Source organism: Streptomyces tirandamycinicus (genome assembly GCF_003097515.1).
Lineage (GTDB): Bacteria > Actinomycetota > Actinomycetes > Streptomycetales > Streptomycetaceae > Streptomyces > Streptomyces tirandamycinicus.
In genome coordinates, this window is sequence record NZ_CP029188.1 from 5,278,602 (window position 1) to 5,303,374 (window position 24,773).

The 24,773-nt window shown below is 72.2% G+C and carries 17 protein-coding genes and 1 pseudogene; 13 read left to right on the forward strand and 5 right to left on the reverse strand.

The features are described from left to right. Window positions 1-19 precede the first annotated feature (19 nt). The gene (locus DDW44_RS23265) at window positions 20-2,020 is read left to right on the forward strand and encodes an ATP-dependent DNA helicase (protein ID WP_108907610.1); all 2,001 of its coding nucleotides are present in this window, start codon (window positions 20-22) and stop codon (window positions 2,018-2,020) included. 174 nt (window positions 2,021-2,194) lie between these two features. Here the strand turns inward: DDW44_RS23265 and lexA are convergent, their stop codons facing one another. After that, a complete protein-coding gene (gene lexA / locus DDW44_RS23270) occupies window positions 2,195-2,989 on the reverse strand; it encodes a transcriptional repressor LexA (RefSeq protein WP_018888382.1) in 795 nt (264 codons plus the stop codon). 513 nt (window positions 2,990-3,502) lie between these two features. Between lexA and nrdR the strand changes: the two genes are divergently transcribed. Both nrdR and DDW44_RS23280 read left to right on the forward strand, forming a co-directional pair. After that, entirely contained in the window at window positions 3,503-4,015 is a 513-nt protein-coding gene (gene nrdR / locus DDW44_RS23275; protein ID WP_018888383.1) for a transcriptional regulator NrdR, read from the forward strand. A gap of 160 nt (window positions 4,016-4,175) precedes the next feature. Then, window positions 4,176-7,067, forward strand: a complete 2,892-nt coding sequence (locus DDW44_RS23280; protein ID WP_108907611.1) for a vitamin B12-dependent ribonucleotide reductase — start codon at window positions 4,176-4,178, stop codon at window positions 7,065-7,067. A 175-nt stretch (window positions 7,068-7,242) separates the two neighbouring features. Here DDW44_RS23280 and DDW44_RS23285 read toward each other — a convergent pair whose 3' ends face one another. Beyond that, a complete protein-coding gene (locus tag DDW44_RS23285; protein ID WP_108907612.1) occupies window positions 7,243-7,773 on the reverse strand; it encodes a TerD family protein in 531 nt (176 codons plus the stop codon). Between the two features lie 307 nt (window positions 7,774-8,080). Between DDW44_RS23285 and DDW44_RS23290 the strand changes: the two genes are divergently transcribed. Then, window positions 8,081-8,686, forward strand: coding sequence for a YdbC family protein (locus DDW44_RS23290; protein WP_017949393.1), 606 nt, complete (start codon window positions 8,081-8,083; stop codon window positions 8,684-8,686). Between the two features lie 43 nt (window positions 8,687-8,729). On the opposite strand, the pseudogene DDW44_RS23295 reads toward DDW44_RS23290, so the two are convergent. Next, window positions 8,730-8,954 (reverse strand): annotated as a pseudogene (locus tag DDW44_RS23295) (ACT domain-containing protein); the annotation flags it as partial. Between the two features lie 152 nt (window positions 8,955-9,106). On the opposite strand from DDW44_RS23295, the gene DDW44_RS23300 reads away from it, so the two are divergent. The 4 genes from DDW44_RS23300 to DDW44_RS23315 all read left to right on the forward strand — a co-directional run bounded on the left by DDW44_RS23300 (window position 9,107) and on the right by DDW44_RS23315 (window position 12,775). Then, a complete protein-coding gene (locus DDW44_RS23300) occupies window positions 9,107-9,766 on the forward strand; it encodes a histidine phosphatase family protein (RefSeq protein WP_017949392.1) in 660 nt (219 codons plus the stop codon). 12 nt (window positions 9,767-9,778) lie between these two features. Then, window positions 9,779-10,687: an ADP-ribosylglycohydrolase family protein gene (locus DDW44_RS23305; protein WP_108907613.1), complete on the forward strand. Its 909-nt coding sequence runs from the start codon at window positions 9,779-9,781 to the stop codon at window positions 10,685-10,687. Window positions 10,688-11,335: 648 nt separating this feature from the next. Then, complete coding sequence (locus tag DDW44_RS23310) at window positions 11,336-12,046, forward strand: ribonuclease HII (protein WP_108907614.1); 711 nt, start codon at window positions 11,336-11,338, stop codon at window positions 12,044-12,046. A 108-nt stretch (window positions 12,047-12,154) separates the two neighbouring features. After that, window positions 12,155-12,775: a hypothetical protein gene (locus tag DDW44_RS23315; protein ID WP_108907615.1), complete on the forward strand. Its 621-nt coding sequence runs from the start codon at window positions 12,155-12,157 to the stop codon at window positions 12,773-12,775. 353 nt (window positions 12,776-13,128) lie between these two features. Here DDW44_RS23315 and DDW44_RS23320 read toward each other — a convergent pair whose 3' ends face one another. Both DDW44_RS23320 and DDW44_RS23325 read right to left on the reverse strand, forming a co-directional pair. Then, on the reverse strand, window positions 13,129-13,758 hold the full coding sequence (locus DDW44_RS23320; protein ID WP_026165516.1) for a hypothetical protein: 630 nt from the start codon (window positions 13,756-13,758) through the stop codon (window positions 13,129-13,131). Window positions 13,759-13,977: 219 nt separating this feature from the next. Continuing rightward, a complete protein-coding gene (locus DDW44_RS23325; protein WP_108907616.1) occupies window positions 13,978-16,149 on the reverse strand; it encodes a RecQ family ATP-dependent DNA helicase in 2,172 nt (723 codons plus the stop codon). Window positions 16,150-16,260: 111 nt separating this feature from the next. Between DDW44_RS23325 and DDW44_RS32435 the strand changes: the two genes are divergently transcribed. The 5 genes from DDW44_RS32435 (at window position 16,261) to DDW44_RS23350 (ending at window position 24,654) form a co-directional block, all read left to right on the forward strand. Beyond that, window positions 16,261-18,075, forward strand: a complete 1,815-nt coding sequence (locus DDW44_RS32435) for a DUF4192 domain-containing protein (RefSeq protein ID WP_208648002.1) — start codon at window positions 16,261-16,263, stop codon at window positions 18,073-18,075. Window positions 18,076-18,487: 412 nt separating this feature from the next. Continuing rightward, complete coding sequence (locus DDW44_RS23335; RefSeq protein WP_018888394.1) at window positions 18,488-19,255, forward strand: NUDIX hydrolase; 768 nt, start codon at window positions 18,488-18,490, stop codon at window positions 19,253-19,255. Window positions 19,256-19,416: 161 nt separating this feature from the next. Continuing rightward, window positions 19,417-21,702: an ATP-binding cassette domain-containing protein gene (locus DDW44_RS23340; protein ID WP_108907617.1), complete on the forward strand. Its 2,286-nt coding sequence runs from the start codon at window positions 19,417-19,419 to the stop codon at window positions 21,700-21,702. A gap of 159 nt (window positions 21,703-21,861) precedes the next feature. After that, a complete protein-coding gene (locus tag DDW44_RS23345) occupies window positions 21,862-22,749 on the forward strand; it encodes a FadR/GntR family transcriptional regulator (protein ID WP_108907618.1) in 888 nt (295 codons plus the stop codon). A 339-nt stretch (window positions 22,750-23,088) separates the two neighbouring features. Beyond that, complete coding sequence (locus tag DDW44_RS23350; RefSeq protein ID WP_017949382.1) at window positions 23,089-24,654, forward strand: RNA polymerase sigma factor; 1,566 nt, start codon at window positions 23,089-23,091, stop codon at window positions 24,652-24,654. The last annotated feature ends 119 nt before the right edge of the window (window positions 24,655-24,773 follow it).

Consider the following 24,773-nt stretch of genomic DNA (forward strand, 5'->3'; position numbering starts at 1 on the left):
CCCGTAGGGTGGGCGCTCTATGACGAAGGCATCCCTCCCCGAGCTCCTCCACGCCGCCGTCGCCGCCGTCGGCGGGGTCGAGCGGCCTGGCCAGGTCACCATGGCCGAGTCCGTCTCCGAGGCCATCGACGACGGGTCGCATCTGCTCATCCAGGCCGGCACCGGTACGGGCAAGTCGCTCGGGTACCTGGTGCCCGCCCTGGCCCACGGGGACCGTGTGGTGGTCGCCACGGCGACGCTCGCGCTGCAGCGCCAGCTCGTGGAGCGGGACCTTCCGCGAACGGTGGATGCCCTGCACCCGCTGCTTCGCCGCAGACCGGAGTTCGCCATGCTCAAGGGCCGGTCGAACTACCTCTGCCTGCACCGGCTCCACGAGGGCGTCCCGCAGGAAGAGGAGGACGGGCTCTTCGACCATCCCCTGGCCTTCGGCGCGGGGAACCCCACCTCGGCGGCCGCCCCCACCAGCAGGCTGGGGCAGGACCTGGTGCGTCTGCGCGACTGGTCCGACGAGACGGAGACGGGCGACCGGGACGACCTCACCCCCGGCGTCTCCGACCGGGCGTGGTCGCAGGTCTCCGTGTCCTCACGGGAGTGCCTCGGCGCGAGCAAGTGCGCCTACGGAGCGGAGTGCTTCGCGGAGATGGCGCGGGAGCGCGCCAAGCTCGCCGAGGTCGTCGTGACGAACCACGCCCTGCTCGCCATCGACGCGATCGAAGGCGCTCCGGTGCTCCCGCAGCACGAGGTCCTGATCGTGGACGAGGCCCACGAGCTGGTCTCGCGGGTCACCGGGGTCGCCACCGGCGAGCTCACCCCCGGTCAGGTCCACCGCGCGGTGCGGCGCGCGGCCAAGCTGGTCGACGAGAAGGCGGCCGACCGGCTCCAGACGGCGGCCGAGGGCTTCGAGAGGCTGATGGAGCTCGCGCTGCCCGGCCGCCTCGACGAGATCCCGGAGGACCTGGGGTACGCGCTGCTGGCGCTGCGCGATGCCGCCCGCACGGTGACCTCGGCGCTGGGCGCCACCCGCGACAAGTCCGTGCAGGACGAGGACGCCGTCCGCAAGCAGGCGCTCGCCTCGGTCGAGTCCGTGCACGAGGTCGCCGAGCGGATCAGCAACGGCTCCGAGTACGACGTGGTCTGGTACGAGCGCCACGACCGCTTCGGGGCCTCCCTGCGCGTGGCCCCGCTCTCGGTGTCGGGCCTGCTGCGGGAGAAGCTCTTCGCCGAACGCTCGGTGGTGCTCACCTCCGCGACGCTCAAACTGGGCGGTGACTTCAACGGGGTGGGGGCCTCGCTCGGGCTGGCCCCCGAGGGCGCCGAGGGCGACGACCTGCCCGTCTGGAAGGGCGTCGACGTCGGCTCGCCGTTCGACTACCCGAGACAGGGCATCCTCTACGTCGCGAAGCATCTGTCCCGCCCCGTCCGGGACGGCGGGCGTGACGACATGCTCGACGAGCTCACCGAGCTGATCCAGGCGGCCGGTGGGCGCACGCTCGGATTGTTCTCCTCCATGCGGGCGGCCCAGCTCGCCGCCGAGGAACTGCGGTCCCGTATCCCCGAGTTCCCGATCCTGCTGCAGGGCGAGGAAACCCTCGGGGAGCTGATCAAGAACTTCGCGGCCGATCCCAGGACGTGCCTGTTCGGCACGCTCTCCCTCTGGCAGGGCGTCGACGTCCCCGGTCCGAGCTGCCAGCTGGTGGTGATGGACAAGATCCCGTTCCCGCGCCCCGACGATCCGCTGATGAGCGCGCGCCAGAAGGCGGTGGAGGAGGCCGGTGGCAACGGGTTCATGGCCGTGGCGGCGACCCATGCGGCACTGCTGATGGCTCAGGGCGCGGGACGGCTGGTGCGGGCCACCGGAGACCGCGGTGTGGTCGCCGTGCTCGACCAGCGGCTCGCCACCGCCCGGTACGGGAGCTATCTGAAGGCGTCACTGCCCGACTTCTGGTACACCACGGACCGTAACCAGGTACGTCGTTCCCTCGCGGCCATCGACGCGGCGGCGAAGGCGGACGGGGCGTAGACCGGGGTCGGGAGGGCCGCCGTGACGCCGCCGGGGCGGTGCGGCCGGCGCACATGAGTGCGGGCATCGGCCGGCGGGACCCATCGGGGTCACCGGGCCCGGGCCGCGGGTACAAACAGGCCCCGGGACCGGCGCAGTGGGTCCCGGGGCCCGGCCAGAGCCGACGAGGTGCGCTCACACCCGCCGAAGCACCGCCACCACCTTGCCGAGGATCGTCGCCTCGTCACCGGGGATCGGCTGATACGCCGCGTTGTGGGGCAGCAGCCATACGTGGCCGTCCTCGCGCTTGAAGCGCTTGACGGTGGCCTCGCCGTCCAGCATGGCCGCGACGATGTCGCCGTTCTCGGCGACCGGCTGACGGCGGACGGTGACCCAGTCGCCGTCGCAGATCGCGGCCTCGATCATCGAGTCACCGACGACCTTCAGGACGAACAGTTCGCCGTCGCCGACCAGCTGGCGGGGGAGGGGGAAGACGTCCTCGACCGACTCCTCGGCGAGGATGGGGCCACCGGCGGCGATCCGGCCGACCAGCGGCACGTACGAGGCGGCGGGCTTGCCCGTGGCGTCCGTGGGCTGCGTGGCCGGCTGGTCGGAGCCCCGCACCTCGTAGGCCCGGGGCCGGTGCGGGTCGCGGCGGAGGAAGCCCTTCCGCTCCAGTGCCATCAGCTGATGGGCCACGGACGACGTGCTGGACAGTCCCACCGCCTGGCCGATCTCGCGCATCGACGGCGGGTATCCGCGGCGCTGCACCGAGTCGCGGATGACCTCGATGACCCTGCGCTGGCGGTCCGTGAGTCCGGAGCTGTCGGCGCGGATCCCGGGAGGTCGACCGGGCAGCGAGCGCGCGGGGCGCGCTGGCTCCGCGCCCTCCGGGTTCGTGGCTGCGTCATTCATGGCATGCACCGGCTCGAATCGGTTCTGGGAGCTGTCCTGGGCAGTGATGGTGGCACTGTCAGCGGTGGTGGTCACGTCGGCCCCTCTCGAGATGGTCTCCCTAGCTGGACAACGGTAGTTGCTTTCGAAAGGTTGCGCCAAACACACGTTCGAGTGAAAAAACGCAGATCACCTTACGCTTGCCTGGGGCTGGGTGTATAGAGGCCTGCGTTTGCGCCGTGGTCCGCGGGGGTGCGCGGCGGTCCACAGGGCCGGGCGTGCCCACCCCCAGTCTGGCACCCGATGCCCCGCAAAGGGGTGACCCGGCCCCCCGGGGCCGGGCGTGCCGGGTGCCCCCGGGTACCCTCGTCGCCGACCGGTGCAGAGGTCTCGGCCGCTGGGCGGCGCGCCCCCGCCGCGCGACACGCGTCAGGGGCGATTGGCGGTCAAACCCCAGATCTAGTGGTTGGATTGTCCCGGCCGCCCAGAAGTTGTGGTCCCCGGTCCGCTGAAGGTCGCGGCGATCGCCTATGCTTGTGGCTGCTTCAAGGGGGCTGACGCGCCTCTGCGAGGCTGTTCAGTCGTGCTGTGAAGGAGGGTCGAGGAGCCATGCACTGCCCCTTCTGCAGGCACCCGGACAGTCGTGTCGTCGACAGCCGGACCACCGACGACGGCACGTCGATCCGCCGCCGCCGCCAGTGCCCCGACTGCTCCCGTCGTTTCACGACGGTCGAGACGGCGTCGCTCATGGTGATCAAGCGCAGCGGGGTGACCGAGCCCTTCAGCCGTACCAAGGTCATCTCCGGCGTGCGCAAGGCATGCCAGGGACGGCCCGTCACCGAGGACGCCCTCGCCCAGCTCGGCCAGCGGGTCGAGGAGGCGGTGCGCGCCACCGGCAGCGCCGAGCTGACCACCCACGACGTGGGTCTGGCCATACTCGGTCCCCTGCAGGAGCTCGACCTCGTCGCGTACCTGCGCTTCGCGTCCGTGTATCGAGCGTTCGACTCGCTCGAAGACTTCGAGGCCGCCATCACGGAGCTCCGTGAGCAGCGGCCGCCCGCAGGGCGGAGCGGGCCCGGTGCGCCCCACGGGGCCCCCGAGCCCGTCGAAGCCGCCGGCTGATCGACCGTCCCGCGAGGGCGGGCGGAGACCGGCCGCAGAGCGGCTGAAGCAGATGTGTCCCAGGTACTGCGTGGCGCGGTGCCCGGGACGTCAGACAGAGACTGTGCCCCGGGAAGATCTGGGCACTTCAGGGCGTTTTTGCCCGTATATGGGAGGCGGCATGACAGAGACGGCGAGCGGCCCGGCACGAGGCTCCCGAGCCAAGGGAACCAAGGCTGCCGCGGCCCGGCGGGGCCTGCGCATCGAGCGCGTCCACACCACCCCCGGCGTACACCCGTACGACGAGGTGGCCTGGGAGCGCCGTGACGTCGTCATGACCAACTGGCGCGACGGCTCGGTCAACTTCGAACAGCGTGGCGTCGAGTTCCCCGACTTCTGGTCGGTCAACGCGGTCAACATCGTCACCAGCAAGTACTTCCGCGGGGCGGTCGGCACCCCGCAGCGCGAGACGAGCCTGAGGCAGCTCGTCGACCGCATCGTGAAGACGTACCGCAAGGCCGGTGAGGAGCACGACTACTTCGCCTCGCCCGCCGACGCGGAGATCTTCGAGCACGAGCTGGCGTACGCCCTCCTGCACCAGGTCTTCAGCTTCAACTCGCCGGTGTGGTTCAACGTCGGCACGCCCCAGCCTCAGCAGGTGTCCGCCTGCTTCATCCTGTCCGTCGACGACTCCATGGAGTCGATCCTCGACTGGTACAAGGAAGAGGGCATGATCTTCAAGGGCGGCTCCGGCGCCGGCCTGAACCTCTCCCGGATCCGTTCCTCCAAGGAACTGCTCTCCTCCGGCGGCAACGCCTCCGGACCCGTCTCCTTCATGCGCGGCGCCGACGCCTCCGCCGGGACGATCAAGTCCGGTGGTGCCACCCGGCGGGCCGCCAAGATGGTCATCCTCGACGTCGACCACCCGGACATCGAGGACTTCATCCAGACCAAGGTCAAGGAGGAGGAGAAGATCCGCGCGCTGCGCGACGCGGGCTTCGACATGGACCTGGGCGGCGACGACATCACGTCCGTCCAGTACCAGAACGCCAACAACTCGGTCCGCGTGAACGACGCGTTCATGAAGGCCGTCGAGTCCGGCGGGAAGTTCGGCCTGCGCGCCCGGATGACCGGTGAGGTCATCGAGGAGGTCGACGCGAAGTCGCTCTTCCGCAAGATGGCCGAGGCCGCGTGGGCCTGTGCCGACCCGGGCATCCAGTACGACGACACCATCAACCACTGGCACACCTGCCCCGAGTCCGGCCGGATCAACGGCTCGAACCCGTGCAGCGAGTACATGCACCTGGACAACACGTCCTGCAACCTGGCCTCGCTGAACCTGATGAAGTTCCTCAAGGACGACGGCAGGGGCAACCAGTCCTTCGACGTCGAGCGCTTCCAGAAGGTCGTCGAGCTCGTCATCACCGCGATGGACATCTCCATCTGCTTCGCGGACTTCCCGACCCGGAAGATCGGCGAGAACACCCGCGCCTTCCGCCAGCTCGGCATCGGCTACGCCAACCTGGGCGCCCTGCTCATGGCGACCGGCCACGCGTACGACTCCGACGGCGGCCGCGCCCTGGCCGGTGCCGTCACCTCGCTGATGACGGGCACCTCCTACCGGCGCTCCGCCGAGCTCGCCGCGGTCGTGGGCCCGTACGACGGCTACGCCCGCAACGCCGAACCGCACCAGCGGGTGATGAAGCAGCACGCCGACGCCAACGGTGCCGCCGTCCGCATGGACGACCTGGACACCCCGATCTGGGCCGCGGCCACCGAGGCCTGGCAGGACGTGGTCCGCCTCGGCGCGAAGAACGGTTTCCGCAACGCGCAGGCGTCCGTCATCGCCCCGACCGGCACCATCGGGCTCGCGATGTCCTGCGACACCACCGGCCTGGAGCCCGACCTCGCGCTGGTCAAGTTCAAGAAGCTGGTCGGCGGCGGCTCGATGCAGATCGTCAACGGCACCGTGCCGCAGGCGCTGCGCCGCCTGGGCTACCAGGAGGAGCAGATCGAGGCGATCGTCGCCCACATCTCCGAGCACGGCAACGTGATCGACGCCCCGGGCCTGAAGACCGAGCACTACGAGGTCTTCGACTGCGCGATGGGCGAGCGGGCCATCTCCCCGATGGGCCACGTCCGGATGATGGCCGCGATCCAGCCGTGGATCTCCGGCGCCCTGTCCAAGACGGTCAACATGCCGGAGTCGGCGACCGTCGAGGAGGTCGAGGAGATCTACTTCGAGGCCTGGAAGATGGGTGTCAAGGCCCTCGCGATCTACCGCGACAACTGCAAGGTCGGCCAGCCGCTCTCCGCCAAGAAGAAGGAGGAGAAGGCCGAGATCGCAGAGAAGGCCGAGGAGACCATCCGCAGCGCGGTGGAGAAGGTGGTCGAGTACCGCCCGGTCCGCAAGCGCCTCCCGAAGGGCCGTCCCGGCATCACGACGTCCTTCACGGTCGGCGGCGCCGAGGGCTACATGACCGCCAACTCCTACCCGGACGACGGTCTCGGCGAGGTCTTCCTGAAGATGTCCAAGCAGGGCTCCACCCTCGCGGGCATGATGGACGCCTTCTCGATCGCGGTCTCGGTCGGTCTGCAGTACGGCGTTCCGCTCGAGACCTACGTCTCGAAGTTCACCAACATGCGCTTCGAGCCGGCCGGCATGACGGACGACCCGGACGTGCGGATGGCCCAGTCGATCGTCGACTACATCTTCCGCCGCCTGGCGCTGGACTTCCTGCCCTTCGAGACCCGCTCGGCGCTCGGCATCCACTCCGCCGAGGAGCGGCAGCGGCACCTGGAGACGGGCTCGTACGAGCCCGCCGACGACGAGGTGGACGTCGAGGGCCTGGCCCAGTCCGCCCCGCGCCGGCAGGAGCCCCCGAGGCCGGTGGCCGAACCGAAGGCCGAGGCACCGGCCCCGCAGCAGGCGCACACCAGCGCGGAGCTCGTGGAGATGCAGCTCGGCATCAGCGCCGACGCCCCGCTGTGCTTCTCCTGCGGCACGAAGATGCAGCGCGCCGGTTCCTGCTACATCTGCGAGGGCTGCGGCTCGACGAGCGGCTGCAGCTGATCCTGGACGCCGCTGACTGAGGTGTGAACCCCCGGGGAGGGGCGCCGGCTTCGTGCCGGCGCCCCTCCCCGGAGCCGTACAGCCGCCGCGGGGGAGAACGGTCCGCGGCGCAAGCCTCCGGCCGGGAGGGAGGCGGCGGGTTGGGGCGCGCCCCGGGCACGTCCCGACGCTCCGTTCAGGCCGGTGCGGCACCCATCAGCTCGGCGAACTCGGCCGGGGAAGCCGTGAAGCCGCGCAGGACGGGCCGCAGCCGCCACGCGCCCGACTCGTCCCGGGTGAACTCCGCGATCGTGGCGGCCGAGGCGTCCGGCATGCCCGAGAGGTCGTCGCTCGCCAGCTCCACCGGCCCGTCGAGTATCCGGGTCCCGGTGTTCGGGATGTCGGAGAAGGTCTTCTCCGCGGACGGCTGCTGGATGACCACGCCGACCACGACCCTCGCGTAGGCCGAGGCAAGCCGCTCGAGCTCCAGGGTCATCACCTCGTCGGCGCCGAAGCCCTGCCCGGTGCGGCTGTCCCTGTCGAGGGTGATCGTGCCGTCCGGCGACCGGCTGTCGAAGTGCACGAGATAGGCGGGCGCGCCGTGGGGGGCGTCCGCCGTGTAGGTGGCCGCGACGATGTCGAGGTCGTGGGAGGCGGCTCCGATGGGGCTGGGGTCCCACTTGAGCGTCACCTGGACCTTCCGGAGCCCTTTGCTGAGACTGCTCACCCGAATTCCCTTCCTCGTGGACGGCGGAGGCTCCCCGCGGGCCGCCCGGCTGCGTGCCGGCAACTCCCGGCCCCGTGTGCGAACTGTCATCGTGTCATGTGACCGGCGCGGCCCGGGATCGACCGGGATGGGGAGGCCTGATCCGGTGGGGAGGGTGACCGGAGCAGCTCCTTCACCCGGGGTGATCGGGTGGGGGGGACTGCGGGTGCTCCTTCACCCGGCGTGATCCGGTGAGGAGGGCGACTGCGGGTACTCCTTCACCCGGGAGAGTGACCGAGGCCACGGCCCCTGGCCGTACGATGGCGCGGTGCTGGTCAAGTGGATTCGCTGCACCGTCGTGGACCGGCGGGGGTTCGAGCGCGGGCAGCGGAAATGGGCGGGGCTACTGGGAGAGCCGGGCTTCCGGGGGCAGGGCGGCGGCTGGAGCCGGGGGCGGCCGGACGTCGCGCATGTGTTCGCGTTCTGGGAGACCCGTGCGTTCTACGACTCCTTCATGGCGCGGTCGCACGACCGCCTGGCGTCCGCCCAGTCGGGTACGTACAGGAATCTCCAGGCGAAGCTCTTCGATCACCGGTTCGACGTGAAGACCGGATTCGAGCCCCGGTTCACGGACGCGGACGTGGTGCGCGTGGCGCACTGCAGGGTGCACGAGCACAGGGTCGAGCACTTCTCGTTGATGCAGGCGAAGGTGTGGAACCCGGCCATGGCGGGGTCCCCGGGCATGGTGCGGGGGCTCTTCGGCGAAGCCCCGGGAAACGAGTTCCTGGTGCTGTCCATGTGGCAGTCGGCCGCGGAGCACGGCAAGTACCGGGTGGAGCGGGTGGAGCGGCTGTCCCTCAGGGCGCAGACGGAGGCGGACATCGCGGCGCTGGCCGGTGACGTCGTGGAACTGGAGCCGTCCTGGACCGTGTGACCGCCCCGGCCGGCGGCGCCCCGCCCCGGCCGGCGGCGCCCCGTCAGGGCAGGGCCGGGTGCCGGGCGCGGCTCACGTCGTACACCCCCGCCACATCACGCATCGCGCGCATCAGCGCGGGAAGCCCGGCGGCGTCCTGGAGCCGGAGCGTGTACGTGTGCCGCACGCGCTGCTCGCTCGGCGGTTCGACGATGGCGGAGACGACCGCCGCCCCCGCCGTCGCGATGGCCTCGGTGAGATCGGCGAGGAGGCGGGGCCTGCCGAACGCCTATGCCTGCGGCGCTACCCCCCGGCCGGCGGCGCCCCGCCCCGGCCGGCCGGGGCGCCGCCAGGGGAGGTGTACGGCGCCACCGTGGTACCGGACGACGCCCGCGGCGGACGGCCGCCGCACACGTTAAAGATCAAGTTAGGGTTTGTCCTATGGCACGACCACGGCGCATCGTCCTCGTCCGGCACGGCGAGTCGGAGGGCAACGCCGACGACTCGGTGTACGAGCGCAAGCCCGATCACGCGCTGAGCCTCACCGACCGGGGGTGGCGCCAGGCCGAGGACACCGGCGGCCGGCTGCGCACCCTGTTTGGTCATGAACGCGTCAGTGTCTATGTGTCGCCCTATCGACGCACCCACCAGACCCTCCACGCCTTCCGGCTCGACTCCCGGCTCGTCCGGGTCAGGGAGGAACCGCGACTGCGCGAGCAGGACTGGGGAAACTGGCAGGAGCGGGACGCCGTGCGGCTGCAGAAGGCCTACCGCGACGCCTACGGCCACTTCTTCTACCGATTCCCGCAGGGCGAGTCGGGAGCGGATGTCTACGACCGGGTCGGAGCGTTCCTGGAGAGTCTCCACCGCAGCTTCGAGTCGCCCGAGCACCCGCCCAACGTCCTCCTCGTCACCCACGGGCTGACCATGCGCCTCTTCTGCATGCGCTGGTTCCACTGGACGGTGCCCGAATTCGAGTCGCTCTCGAATCCCGACAACGGCGAGACGAGGATGCTGCTGCTCGGCGAGGACGGCAGGTACACCCTGGACAGGCCCTTCGAGCGCTGGTGCACACCCGAGTGGTACGGGGTCACCGGATAGAGTGGCGGTGCGATGACCGCTCACTCCACTCTCGACCGGCGCCTCGACCGCGCCTTGGCCAGCCTGCGCGGGCTGTCCGTGGGAGACGCCCTGGGCTCCCAGTTCTTCGTACCCTCCAACCATTCCCTGCTGAAGCGGCGCGTGCCGCCGTCCGGACCCTGGCAGTGGACCGACGACACCGAGATGGCCTGCTCGGTGGTGGCCGTGCTGGCCGCGCACAACCGGATCGACCAGGACGCACTCGCCCGGTCCTTCGCCGAGCACCACGACTTCGACCGCGGCTACGGTCCCGCCGTGAACCGGATGCTGAGGCTGATCCGCGAGGGCGGCGACTGGCGCGAGCTGGCTGCGGAGCTCTTCAACGGGCAGGGCTCATGGGGCAACGGCGCCGCGATGCGCATCGCCCCGCTCGGCGCCTGGTACGCCGACGACCCCGAGCAGGCCACCCACCAGGCGGAGATCTCCGCGTACACGACGCACCAGCACCGCGAGGCCGTCGTCGGGTCCATGGCCGTCGCGGCGGCCGCGTCGCTCGCGGCCTCCCCGGACGGGCCTCCGTCGCCCGGCGAGCTGCTCGACGGGGTGATCGCACTCGTGCCGCGCAGCGCGGTCGGGCAGGGGCTGCGCCGGGCGCGCGACATGCTCGACTACGGCGACGTCAACACGGTCGCGGCGGTGCTCGGCCGGGGACGCCGTACGAGCGCGCACGACACCGTTCCGTTCGCTCTCTGGTCCGCGGCCCGGGCCCTCGGGGACTTCGAGGAGACCTTCTGGACCACCGCGCAGGTGGGCGGGGACGTCGACACGACCTGCGCCATCGCGGGGGGAGTGGTCGCGGCGGCCGGGGCCGGGGCTCCGCCGGCGGCCTGGCTGGCGCAGACCGAGGCCCTGCCCGACTGGCTGCCCGCCCCGGCTGCCTGACCCCGGGAGGCACCCCGGCGCGGTGAGGCACTGCCCCGCCCCGTCGTCCCGTCGCCGTCTCGCCGTCACGCGTCCTGCCGTCCCGCGACCCTGCCGTCACGGCGCCGTCTCGCCGTCGTGCCTCGACGGGGCCGCTACGTGGCGTTCGTCGGTGCCGGGGCCGGCTTGCCGGCCGGGTGACAGGCCACCTCTACCGGGTGACGCGTGGCACCCGCGCCATCGCGAGGGACCTCTGCCAACTCGCCCCGTGTCCGGGGGTGGTGACGCACTCCGAACCCCGGATGCGCCCCGTGTATGGTCCTTCACGAATGCGATACGCCGGTAAGGGGTGCTTCCACCGGCTGGACGTCGGCGGTGCCGTCGAGCGTCCCGCGGACCGCCTTCGGCAGGTCATGCGCCTGGGTACCGGCGGTGTCGGCGGTGCACCCGGATTCATGCGCCCACCGGGTCCTGGACATGCCCCGGTGATGACGCCACAGCGATCCGGAGTGTGCGGAAGCGAATACCCGGACAGGGCTCTCGCCGTCTGCCGCCGGCCGGGCCACGGTGCCGCGGCCGGGTCCGGGCGGCGGGCGGCGGCGGAAGCGTCCGGGGAACGGGGAGCCGGGGTGTCGCGGCCGCGCCGCGCGGCGTAATCTGTCTGGCGCCATGCCCTACGAAGCACCCACGCACACCGTCGAGCGCTCTCTTCGCGCCACCACCGGTGCCAAGATCATCGCTGGTGTCGACGAGGTCGGGCGAGGGGCCTGGGCCGGTCCCGTCACGGTGTGCGCGGCCATCACGGGGCTGCGGCGGCCACCCGAGGGTCTGACCGACTCCAAGCTGATCACACCCAGGCGCCGTGCCGCCCTGGCGGCGGAACTGGAGCGCTGGGTCACCTGCCACGCGCTCGGCCACGCCTCCCCGGAGGAGATCGACGACCTGGGTATGACGGCGGCCCTGCGTCTGGCGGCGTCGCGGGCCCTGGAGGGGCTTCCGGTCCGGCCCGACGCGGTGATCCTCGATGGCAAGCACGACTACCTCGGCGCGCCGTGGCGGGTCCGGACGGTCATCAAGGGCGACCGGTCGTGCATCGCCGTCGCGGCCGCCTCGGTGATCGCCAAGGTGCGGCGGGACGAGCTGATGGCCGAGCTCGGGCTGGAATCGGCGGCCGTTGAGCCGTATGCGTTCGCCGAGAACGCCGGCTACCCGTCACCGGTGCACAAGGCGGCACTGCACGACCTCGGTCCCACGCCCTTCCACCGGCTTTCCTGGGCCTACCTCGACGCGATGCCGCGCTGGCGGCACCTGAAGAAGGTCCGGATCGCCGCGGAGGCGGCCGCTCTGGAAAGCGGGGGCCAACTCGGCTTCGACTTCTGAACCGGCCGTACCAGGAGTACTGTGCCGACCGGCCCGACCGCCGGTCGCACTTAACTTATGTGCCACCCGCCGATGCCCGTCGCACCGGCGTTTGATAAAAATCCACCCATGCCTCTCATCCCCGAGGAGCCTCAGATTCACGAGAGTGCCCAGGGTCCCCGCGCAGCCTCGGCCGCAGGCCGTACCGCGCCGACCCCCCGTCCCGTACCCGGTCCGCGCAGCGTGGCCGCTCCCCGTCCCGGGCGCCCCGGCCCCGGTCCGGCCAGGCCCGCTCCGCCCGCGCAGCGCACGCACGGCTCCGCCACTCCGGCGTCGCCCCGGAAGCAGAATCGTTCCGCGCCGCAGATCCAGCTCATTCCCGCCTCCGCCGAGGGGGCGCTCGACGCGGCCGGTGAGGCCGTCGACCTGCTGCTCGACTCGGGGCGTGCTCCGGGCGAGATCCTGGTGCTGACCACGGGTGAGCAGCACCCCTGGGCCGTTCACGAGCTGTCCTTCGGCGAGAGCGCCTACTGGGCCCAGCACGATGCCGCCGACGACGTCTTCTACGCGGACGCCGCCTCGGTGGGGCGTGCTTCGCCCCGGCCCGTGGTCGTCGTCGCCATGAACAGTGACGACGCCGCCGACGCCGCCGCGCGGGTGCTGCCCGTCGCCCTGGGGCACGCGCGTGCGCTGCTGATCGTGTGCGGTGACCCGAAGCGGATCGACGCGGCGCTCGGCGCGGGTGTCTGAGCGGACCGGCGGGGCGTACGCCCGGACCGGGCTGCGCTCGCAGCGCGTCCGGCGCCGTGCTCTGCCCTGACGGGCTGCTCCAGCCCGGCGCGGTGCGGGTGGGCGCCGGCTCAGGGCCGTGCGGTACGCCGTGCGGGGCACCGCCGGCCAGTGCGCCCCTGCCTCCGCGCCCGCGGGACCCGTCGCGCGCCGGCGAGTGGCGGCGGCATCCTCGCCAGGAAGAGCCGCCCGCACCCTTCGCCCGGTGGCGCCGGCGAGTGGCGGTCGGCGTCGCGGCTGCCGGCCGGGGTGAACGGTTGGCCGGCGCCGCCCCACCCGGACTCACCAGGCCGGGCAACGGCTCCCGGCGCGTCTCAGCGGGCCGCCGTACGGCGCATCGCTTCGGCGGCGCCGCTCGCCGTACGCAAGGGCTCCGTCCCCGGGCCCGGGACCAGGTCGGCGAAACCGCCGGACCGCGACTGGGAGCTGGGCCGGCGGCCGCCGCGCCCTTCGCCCAGCACCTGCCAACCTCCGCGTGTCAGCGTGATGTACGCACCGCAGCGCAGTCCGTGCAAGGTGCACGCGTCCCGCAGTCCCCACATCCAGGCGCCGTCCTCCTCCGTCCAGCGTTCGTCGCCCTCGCGGCAGTAGAGCAGCACGGCGGTGCGCACGGGGGAACGGCGGCGCAGATCGTGAGGGATGACCCGCCGCAGCTGGGCGAGCAGGGTGTTGCGGAACTCCCAGCCGTCGGCCGGGACGGGGCGCCGCGCGAACGAGGCACTGGCGATCAGCCGCTCCTCGGTATCGAGCACGGCGACGACGGCGGTCGAGGGCGTGGGTTCGTGGCGGACATGCAGGCCGCTGACCACCTCGCGCGGGTTGCGAAGGAGAGGTATCCCCGCTTCCGCCCACTCCGCGGGTTCCAGCAGTCTGGCGAGACGACTGGCGGAGCCGGCCGATCCATTGAACGATGTGGCTGCGGACGAGGCGAATCCGAAGGTCACGGTCCTCCCTTCGCATACGCGCCCACAGTGCGGGCAGGGTCGGGTGAGGGCGCACCGCGGCATAGCCCTTGCGGACCGCGACCGGACCGGGCGGAGGGCGGTGGTTCCAATTCTTGCGGGCCCAGGGGCGGGCGGCAACGAGCAATTGAGGCCGCTGACTGGAATGCGCGGAAATGGTGCTCATTTCCCTGCCCGCCGCTGCGCCCTGTCACGCAACCCTTACGCCTGAACTGCCAGGACCAGCGGAAACACCCCCTCAGCTCCCGCCCGCCGCAACAGCCGTGACGCTACGGCAAGGGTCCAGCCGCTGTCCGAAAGATCGTCCACGAGCAGCACCGGGCCACCGGCTTCCGTCACCGTCCGCGCCAGATCCGATGGAACGACGAAGGCTTCATGCAGCCCGCGTACCCGCTGCGCGCTGTTCGTACGCGAGATGTGCCGGTCCTCCGAACCGGCCGCGTACTCCACCGTGCCGAGGAAGGGCATCCTCCCGACCTCCGCGATGCGGGTTCCGAGCGATCCGACGAGCTGAGGCCTGGTACGGGAGGCGACGGTCACGACCCCGACCGGGCGGGCCGGTGCGTCCGGGGCTCCGGAGGACCAACCACCCGGTCCCCTGGCCCAGTCGGCCAGCACACTGACGACGGCTTCGGCCACATCCGCGGGCACCGGGCCGTCCGGAGCCTGCGCTGCGAGCATCGGCCGCAGGCGGTTGCCCCAGCCGATGTCGGACAGCCGGCCCAGCGCCCGGCCCGTGAACGCCTGCTCGCCCACGGGAATACGTCCCTTGAGGTCCACACCGACCGCCGGAAGACCCGTGGGCCACATCTTGCGGGGTTCCACCTCCACGCCGGGGCGCCCCAGTTCCCCGCGCGCGGCGTCCAGCGCGGCGGTGGACACCGAGGCGTCGAAACGGGGTCCCGCGCAGTTGTCGCAGCGTCCGCACGGCGCGGCCGTCTCGTCGTCGAGCTGCCGGCGCAGGAACTCCATCCGGCAGCCGACGGCCGAGGCGTAGTCACGCATCGCCTGCTGCTCGCTCTCGCGTTGACGCGCCACCCACGCGTAGCGCCGGGAGTCGTACACCCAGGGTTGGCCCGTCGTCGTCCAGCCGCCCTTGACCCGGTGCACCGCTCCGTCCACGTCGAGGACCTTGAGCATGGTCTCCAGCCGTGTGCGTCGCAGCTCGACGAGCGGCTCCAGCGCCGGGAGCGAGAGGGGTCGCTCCGCCTGCGCCAGGACGTCGAGGGTGCGCCGCACGAGGTCCTCCGGCGGGAAGGCGACCGAGGCGAAGTACTGCCAGATCGCCTCGTCCTCCTTGCCCGGCAGCAGCAGAACCTCGGCGTGCTCCACACCGCGCCCGGCCCGACCCACCTGCTGGTAGTAGGCGATGGGGGAGGAGGGCGATCCGAGGTGCACCACGAAGCCGAGGTCGGGCTTGTCGAACCCCATCCCGAGCGCGGAGGTGGCGACCAGGGCCTTCACCCGGTTCGCGAGCAGGTCGTCCTCCGCCTGCTGCCGGTCCGCGTTCTCCGTGCGGCCCGTGTACGACGCCACCGAGTGCCCGCAGTGCCGCAGATACGCCGTCACCTCCTCCGCGGCGGCGACGGTGAGCGTGTAGATGATCCCCGACCCGGGCAGTTCGCCGAGATGATCGGCCAGCCAGGCCAGCCGGTGTGCGGCGTCGGGGAGTTGGAGCACGCCGAGGCTGAGGCTCTCCCGGTCGAGCGGCCCGCGCAGCACCAGCGCGTCGGTGCCCGCCCCCGTGCCCAGTTGCTCGGCGACATCGGCGGTCACACGGGCGTTGGCCGTCGCCGTCGTGGCCAGCACCGGGACACCGGGCGCCAGGTCGGCGAGCATCGTGCGCAACCGCCGGTAGTCGGGCCGGAAGTCATGGCCCCAGTCGGAGATGCAGTGCGCCTCGTCCACCACGAGGAGACCGGTCGCCGCGGAGAGCTCCGGCAGCACCCGGTCCCGGAAATCCGGGTTGTTCAGCCGCTCGGGGCTGACCAGCAGCACGTCGACCTCGCCCGCCGCGATCTCGCCCTGGACGGACTCCCATTCCTCCGGGTTCGACGAGTTGATCGTCCTCGCCCGGATACCCGCCCGAGCGGCGGCCTCCACCTGGTTCCGCATGAGCGCGAGCAGCGGCGAGACGATCACCGTCGGACCGCTGCCCTGCTCGCGGAGCAGGGCGGTGGCGACGAAGTACACGGCGGACTTGCCCCAGCCCGTCCGTTGCACGACCAGCGCCCTGCGCTTCTCCGCCACGAGCGCCTCGATGGCCCGCCACTGGTCCTCACGGAGTGCCGAGGCGCCGGCGGGGTCCCCGATGAGGCGTGCGAGTACTGCGTCGGCCGACACCCTGAGCTGTGCGCGATCTGCGTTGGTCATGCCCCCATGCAACCCGATGGCGCGGACAATCCGCGAACGGGCCGGTCCACCTGTGGATAACGTTATCCACAGGGGTCGCGGTCCCGCCGAGGTCCGCGGGACCGTCGTGCCATGAACAAGCACCACGAACCCACCGGGCCGGCCGGCGACGAGCAGCAGGTCGTCCTGCGCGGGCCGGCCGAACTCGTCGACGCCCTGCCGTACATGCTGGGCTTCCACCCGACCGACTCGATCGTGCTCGTCGCGGTCCACGGCAGGCGGGGCCGCTTCGGAGGGCGGCTCCGCCTGGGCATCCCCGAATCGCCGCACGAGTGGCTGCCCGTCGCCCGGCACCTCGCCGAGTGCCTCGTCGAGGGCAGCGAGCGCCGCGGCGCCCGGCCCGACGGCATCGTCGTCTTCCTGTGCCGGGACCCGGCGGAAGGGGAGTCCGGCCGCGAGGTGATGGAGCGGCTGCGCCCGCTCGCGCAGTGGCTCCGGACCTCCTGCGGCGCGCTCGACGTTCCGGTCCCCGAGGCGCTGTGCATCTCCGGCGGCCGCTTCTGGAGCTACTGCTGCCCGGACTCCCGCTGCTGTCCGGCGGAGGGGAGGGCGACGGCGATTCCGGGCACCTCGGTGATGGCCGCCGCCGCGGCCTACGCGGGCATTCAGGTCCGGGGCTCTCTGCGGGAGATGGAGTCGCGTCTGGAGCCGCTGGGGACCCCGTCCATGGCCGACCAGGAGCGGGCCCTGGACTCCGCCGGCGCGGCCCTTCTGCCGAGGATCCTGCACGAAGGAAGCAGGGAGCAGGTCGGGGCCGAGACCCTGCGGCTCGCCCGTCGGCTGATGAAGCGCCTGGGGGAGAGGGCGACGCTGGACATGGACCGGTCCTCGGCGGACGCCCGCGACGACAGGCTCCTCTCCCACGCCGAGGCCGCAGCGGTGATCCTCGGACTCCAGGACCGTGACACCCGGGACCGGGCCGCCGCGTGGATGGAGGGCCCGGAGGCCCATCGCGCACTCAGGCTGTGGCGCGCGCTCGCCCGTCGTTGCGTCGGCCCCTACGTGGAGCATGCCGCCGCCCCGCTCTCGCTCGCCGGCTGGGTGTCCTGGTCCACGGGTGACGAGCCCAGTGCGAGAGTCGCCCTCAGCCTCGCCCTGCGCGTCGATCCGGAGTACGTGTTCGCGCGCCTGCTCCACCAGGCCTGCAACGACGGGCTGGATCCCGAGGACCTGCGCCGCTGCCTGCGAGCGCAGGAGCCGCCGCGGGCGGGGACGTCCGCACCCGTCCCGTCCGCCGAGGCCTCCCTGACCGGTTCCGAGGGGCGCCGGCAGGCTGTCGCGGAGCTCACGTGTGGGTCCGCGGGGTCCGGACCGGCAGTCGCGGAGCCCACGGCCGGGTCCGCCGGGAGCGATCAGGCTCCCTCCGGGTCCGTCACGGAGCCGGCCGTTTCACAGCCGGACGCTGCGAGTCCCGCCTCTCCCGTGCCGGCTCCCGCGTCTTCTCCCGTGCCGGGTCCCGCAGCGGCGGCACCGGGCCCCGTCGCAGCCGAACTTCCCTCGCCGGACCGGGACATGCCCAACGCCCGCGTGGCGACGCCGGGCGGGGCGGGTGACGACCTGCCGCGGACCCCCGGCACGGCACGACCTCCCTGCCGCCGGACCGACGAGGTGCGCCGGCCCGGGTCGCGTTCCGGCCCGGTGGGCCCCGTGCCCAGGGCGCGTCCGGCAGCCCGTCAGCAGCACGAGTCAGCCGGCGCCGCCGCCTCGGGAGCGGACACGGCCTCCAACCGGCGCGCCGCTTCACGCATCGACGGCGACACCGGGGCAGCCGACCGGACACGCGCGGTCGGCCGCTCGGGCGATCTCGGCAGGGGAGGCGCCAAGGGAAGCGGCAGGGGAAGCGCCAAGGGAAGCGCCAAGGGAAGAGGAACAGGCGGCGGAGCGTGATCGGCGCGGTCTCGCAGCGGGTGCCCCCGTCCGGCTGAGCGGTGATGCCGTACCTCAGGGCACCGGGAGCCGCGGGCGTCCGGTCGGGCCCCGCATGCCTCAACCCCGGCCTGCGCCTCAACCCCGGCCGGCCCGCCGCGCGCCAGGACCCCGGTTCGCCTCTCGCCCCGACGCGCCTCCCTCCCGGCAGCGGCGCCGCTCGGTTCCCGGTGCTGCCGGGGCGGGGCGGTGAACGGTCCCCAGACCGGATCGGCGAGCCGGCCCCCGAATCGAGCGAGCAGCCGGGGTAGTCGGGGGGTGTGATGGCCGCGGCGCGGCGCGCGACGGGACCGTCCATCCGGGGCCCGCAGGAAGTCGCCGTTCCCGCATGGAAGGGAGTGTTTATCGTCAGGAAGACGACTATGATCGCGGCATGCCCTACGACCCGTCGGCCTTCCCGCCCTTCGCCGTCACCGTCGACCTGGTGGTGCTCACCGTACGGCGCGACGCGCTGTGCGCTCTGGTCGTACGACGCGGTGAGCAGCCGTACCAGGGCCGGTGGGCGTTGCCCGGGGGGTTCGTCAGGGCCGACGAGGACCTCACGGCCGCGGCGGCGCGTGAACTCGCCGAGGAGACGGGGCTGTGTGTGCACGACCGCCACTCACCCGCGCCCGGCAGCAGCCCGACGGGCGCCCACCTCGAACAGCTCGCGACCTATGGCGACCCGAAGCGGGACCCGCGGATGCGCGTGGTGAGCGTGGCGCATCTGGCACTTGCTCCGGACCTCCCGGCGCCGCGCGCCGGTGGTGACGCGAACCAGGCGCGCTGGGCGCCCGTCGGGCTGCTGCTGGGCAAGGAGGCGGATGCACATGGCGAGGACCAGTCCGGTCAGCTCGCCTTCGACCACACGCAGATCCTGGCCGACGGCGTGGAACGGGCCCGCTCCAAGATCGAGTACTCGTCGCTGGCCACGGCGTTCTGCCCACCGGAGTTCACCGTCGGCGAGCTGCGGCGGGTGTACGAGGCCGTCTGGGGAGTCGCCCTGGACCCGCGCAACTTCCATCGCAAGGTGACCGGCACCCCCGGTTTCCTGGTGCCCACGGGCGGCACCACGACCCGGCAGGGCGGCCGCCCGGCACAGCTCTTCCGGGCCGGTGGCGCGACCCTGCTCAATCCGCCCATGCTGCGTCCCGAGGTCTGACGTACAGGGGCGGAGGGGCTGCGCAAACCGTGACGGCACCTGACACCCGGCACTTCATGGCTGCGTAGAAAGTTCGAAATGTCGCGTTATCGTGCTGCGGTACCCGCACCTGCCCTGTACCCGCACAGCCGCCGAGCGGTCTCACCTCCGCAAGGGAAGCGATGCTCCAGGCCATCGGACTCACCAGCACCTCCCGCAGGTACCTCGCGCCTGCCGTGGACGACCTGACCTTCGAGGCGGGGCCCGGCGACGTCACCGCCCTTCTCGGGGCCAGGGGTTCGGGCAAGAGCACGGCCCTGCGGCTGATGCTCGAACTCGAGGCCGGCCGGGGCGTCACCTACTTCCGTGGACGTCCCCTGCACGCCGTCGCGAGCCCTGCCCGTGAGGTGGGGGTGCTGCTGGGTGATGTCCCCGGGCACCCCGCGCGCACCGTGCGGGGGCAGCTCCGCATGCTCTGCGCGGCAGCCGGAGTACCGGTGTCGCGCGCGGACGACATGCTCGACCTCGTGGGTATCGCCGCACTGCGGGACGCGCGGCTCGGTTCGCTCTCGCTCGGAATGGACCGCAGGCTGGGGCTGGCCTCCGCGCTGCTGGGGGACCCGCACACGCTGCTGCTCGACGCCCCCTCCCGGGGACTCTCGCCGCGCGAGCACAGCTGGCTGTTCGGGCTGCTCCGCGCTCATGCCGCGCAGGGCGGGACCGTCCTCTACACGACCGCGGACCCCAAGGAGGCCGCCGGAACCGCGGATCGCGTGGTCACGATCGACAACGGCCGTCTCGTCGCCGACCAGGACGCAGCCGACTTCGCCCGCACCAGGCTCCGCCCCCGCGTCGCGGTCCGGACTCCGCAGGCAGGCCGGCTCGCCGCTGCACTCAGCCGTGAGTCGAGGGCCGCACGCCGCTCCGTCGAAGTCGTCGCGGAAGGCGGCAACCGGCTCTCCGTATACGGCAGCAGTTGTGCGGAGATCGGCGACGCCGCCTTTCGGCACGGCGTTCTCGTCCACGGGCTCGCCGAGGAGATCGGTGACGCGGGACCCCGTGCGGCATCCGTACCCGCGCACGAGGGCGATGCCGTGGACGGCACCGCCCTCGTGGGGTTGCCCGGACCCGGCGCGGCACCCTCTCCGGGCGGTCCTGCAGGCCGGCGGCCCGCCGCGCGGGATGCCGCCCGGCCGGCATCCCCGGACCACGACCCGGGGACCGCGGTCGCGCCCGGCTCGGAGCCCCGCCCCGCTCGGCCGCAGGACCCGGGCCACGGCCCGGCCGCCTGTCACCCTGCGGAGCCCGGCCTCCCGGTCGTGCGCCGCTCGGCCGCAGGCCCGGATCCGGCCGCCTCGTCGCCCGGCCAGGCACTCCGAGCTACCGGCCTCGAACCCGGCGCGCTGCGTATCGAGGCCCCCGGCCCCGAGGCCCCCGGTCCCGGCACCAGGGCTTCCGGAGCGTCCGGTCCGTACGTCTGCGACGGCCCCGGCCCCGAGGCCCCCGGTCTCCATGTCCGAGCTCCCCGAGCGTCCGGTCCGTACGTCTGCGACGGCCCCGGCCCCGACGGCGCACCGCGCACCGAACCCCTCCGCGGCGGTCGGGGAGCGGCGACCCTGTGCGACGTGCGGGCGGTCGCGGACGCGCAGCCCCCCGTACGACCCCGCCGGGGGGTGTCCCGCGCCGGGCGGGCCTTCTCGCAGCCGCTCCAGCCGCTGCGGTACGAACTGCGGCGCCTCCTCGGGGTACGCACGACATACCTGGTCGTCGCCGCCGTTCTGGTCTCCTCGGCCGCGCTCTCCGCCCTGCTCGCGTACGCGGGCGGCACCCCGCTGCCGGGCCTCCTCGCCGCCTGGCCCGATGCGCTGCCCCTGCCTCCGGCCGTCCTCGGCGCCGGCGTCCTCGGAGCCCTCTCCTTCGGGGAGGAGTTCCGCTACCCCGCGCTGGCCGCCGCCCGCGGAACCGTCCCCCGCCGGCTCGGCCTGCTCCTCGCCAAGCTGGCGGTGACGGCCGCGGCCGCCCTCGCGATCGGCGGCGCCGTCGCCGTGCTCGACGCCCAGGTGCTGTGGCTTCTGTACGGGTCCGACCCCCTGCCCGTGCTCCACAACTGGCCGACTCTCAGTTTGAGTTGGGCTGGCCTCCTGGTCGGCACCGCATGGTCGGGCCTGCTCGCCGCGGGCACCTTCCGCCGCACGGCCGCGGGTGTGGCCGTGGTGGCGGCCGTACCCATGGTGGTCGCCCCCCTCGTGCGGAAGGCCTTCGCCGATCCGTCCGGCCGCTCGGTGGTGGGACTTCCGGGCCGTCTGCGGGAGCTGACCTGGCTGGAATGGCCGCATGAGGTGGACCGCTGGTTGCTCGTGGCGCTGCGAGCGCTCGTTCAACCTGTGGGAGCGGCACTGGCGTTGTCGTTCTCTGTTCTGCTCTGCTCGTACCTGCTCATCGGGCTTCGCGGCAAAGCTCGTTGGTGACCGAGTGCGACCACAGCGCGATGCGCTGCCCGTAACTCCCCGAAGAATGACCGTTTCTTCCCGATAAGGCGTCAATTGCAGGGCGGGCGCCGATCACCCTTTCGTGTGCTTTTCACCAAAGACCTCAAGGGCGGCTGAGGGCACGCCGACAAAGGATGCGTGAGTACCCTTGCGCACACCATGATGACCGCCGCCCGCCCCGTCGAGTCCGGCCTCGCCGGCCCGGGCGATCTCGACCGATACCCCTACCCGGAGGTGCCCGGCGTCGACCGGGTCGGACCCCCGGCCTGGGACACCGCGGAAAGCGAGTTGGGCCGGGTCGGCCGCCGTGCCGCGGGTAGCCGGGGCCGCGGGCTCCACGGTCAACTCGTCCAGCAACTGGGCCAGATGATCGTCTCCGGAGACCTCGGAGCGGACCGTCCGCTCGTGCCGGAGGAGATCGGCCAGCGCTTCGAGGTGTCCCGCACCGTGGTCCGCGAGTCGCTGCGGGTCCTCGAGGCCAAGGGCCTCGTCAGCGCCCGCCCGAACGTGGGCACCAGAGTCCGTCCGGTCAACGACTGGAACCTGCTCGACCCCGACATCATCGAGTGGCGCGCCTTCGGCCCCCAGCGCGACGACCAGCGTCGCGAGCTGACCGAGCTCCGCTGGACGATCGAGCCGCTCGCCGCCCGGTTGGCGGCGGGGCACGGCCGTGAGGACGTCCAGCAGCGCCTCGGCGACATGGTGGAGATCATGGGCCACTCGCTCACACAGGGCGACGGGATCACCTTCGGCCGCGCCGACGCCGAGTTCCACTCGCTCCTGATCCAGGTCGCGGGCAATCGGATGCTGGAGCACCTCTCCGGCATCGTGGCCGCCGCGCTCCAGGTGTCCGGGGGGCCTGCCGCGGGCTGCGACCGCCCTTCCGAAACCTCCCTGGCGCACCACGCGCGGATCGTGGACGCCCTCGCCGCCGGCGACGCGAACGCCGCCGAGTCGGCCATGCGGCAACTTCTCACCGCCCACCCCGAGGTGGAGCGCGTGGTCCCGGCGCCGCGCGAGCACTGACCCGCGGCTGCGGCCGGGGCGTTCGAGGCGCACCCGTCGTGTGTCGCCGGACCCTGGGGTCCGGCGACACGATCGTGGGCCCGGACGCCGAATGGTCACCCTATTCGGCTGTTTAGTCGCATTTGGGGTGTGACTCGGGCCACGCGTATTGGGCGTAACACTCCTCGAGACAGCGCGATGACCTAAGAGGTGACAGCCGAGGAGGGAATACGGGCGCCGATCGCGGCGCTGTTCACTCTCCGAGGTCCAGCCCGCGCCGTCGGTAATCCCCAGCCGGCGGTCGTCGGCTCCGGCCCGATCACGGGCGGGGCCGGAAGCCGTTTCCATCGTTCCGAGAGGTTGTTCGTGTCGGCCAGCACATCCCGTACGCTCCCGCCGGAGATCGCCGAGTCCGAGTCTGTGATGGCGCTCATCGAGCGGGGAAAGGCTGATGGGCAGATCGCCGGCGATGACGTGCGTCGGGCCTTCGAGGCTGACCAGATTCCGCCAACCCAGTGGAAGAATGTTCTGCGCAGCCTCAACCAGATCCTCGAGGAAGAGGGTGTGACGCTGATGGTCAGTGCCGCGGAGTCGCCCAAGCGCACCCGCAAGAGCGTCGCAGCTAAGAGCCCGGCAAAGCGCACCGCCACCAAGACCGTCGCGGCCAAGACCGCGACGGCGAGGACCGCCGCCTCCGCCGCGGCAGCCACCGCCGCCGAAGAGGCCCCGACGGCGGCCGGCGAGACCGCCGCGCCGGCGAAGAAGACCGCGGCGAAGAAGGCCGCGGCCAAGAAGACGGCGCCCGCCAAGAAGACCGCCGCGAAGAAGACGGCCGCGAAGAAGACGACGGCGGCCAAGAAGGACGCCGAGGAGCTGCTCGAGGGCGAGGAGGCGCTCGAGGAGCCGCAGGCCGGCAAGCCCGGCGGCGACGAGCCGGAGGGCACCGAGAGCGCCGGCTTCGTCCTGTCCGACGAGGACGAGGACGACGCCCCCGCCCAGCAGGTCGCCGCGGCCGGCGCCACCGCCGACCCGGTCAAGGACTACCTGAAGCAGATCGGCAAGGTCCCCCTGCTCAACGCGGAGCAGGAGGTCGAGCTGGCCAAGCGCATCGAGGCGGGTCTCTTCGCCGAGGACAAGCTGGCCAACTCCGACAAGCTCGCCCCGAAGCTCAAGCGCGAGCTGGAGATCATCGCCGAGGACGGCCGCCGCGCCAAGAACCACCTGCTGGAGGCCAACCTCCGACTGGTCGTGTCGCTGGCCAAGCGCTACACCGGCCGCGGCATGCTGTTCCTGGACCTGATCCAGGAGGGCAACCTCGGTCTGATCCGCGCCGTGGAGAAGTTCGACTACACCAAGGGCTACAAGTTCTCCACGTACGCCACCTGGTGGATCCGTCAGGCGATCACCCGCGCCATGGCCGACCAGGCCCGCACCATCCGCATTCCGGTGCACATGGTCGAGGTCATCAACAAGCTCGCGCGCGTGCAGCGCCAGATGCTCCAGGACCTGGGCCGCGAGCCCACCCCGGAGGAGCTGGCCAAGGAGCTCGACATGACCCCGGAGAAGGTCATCGAGGTCCAGAAGTACGGCCGTGAGCCCATCTCGCTCCACACCCCGCTCGGTGAGGACGGCGACAGCGAGTTCGGTGACCTGATCGAGGACTCCGAGGCCGTCGTCCCGGCCGACGCCGTCAGCTTCACGCTCCTCCAGGAGCAGCTGCACTCGGTGCTCGACACGCTCTCGGAGCGCGAGGCGGGCGTGGTCTCCATGCGCTTCGGCCTCACCGACGGCCAGCCGAAGACGCTCGACGAGATCGGCAAGGTCTACGGCGTGACCCGCGAGCGCATCCGCCAGATCGAGTCCAAGACGATGTCCAAGCTCCGCCACCCGTCCCGGTCCCAGGTCCTGCGGGACTACCTGGACTAGCCGGGGCAGGCCGAAGCCGTAGTCGCCAGGCAGAGGGCCCGGCACCCGGAGGTCCCGGAGGGTGCCGGGCCCTCTGCCTGTCCGGCGCCCGGTACTGTCCGTGTCCGGGGCGCCGCGGA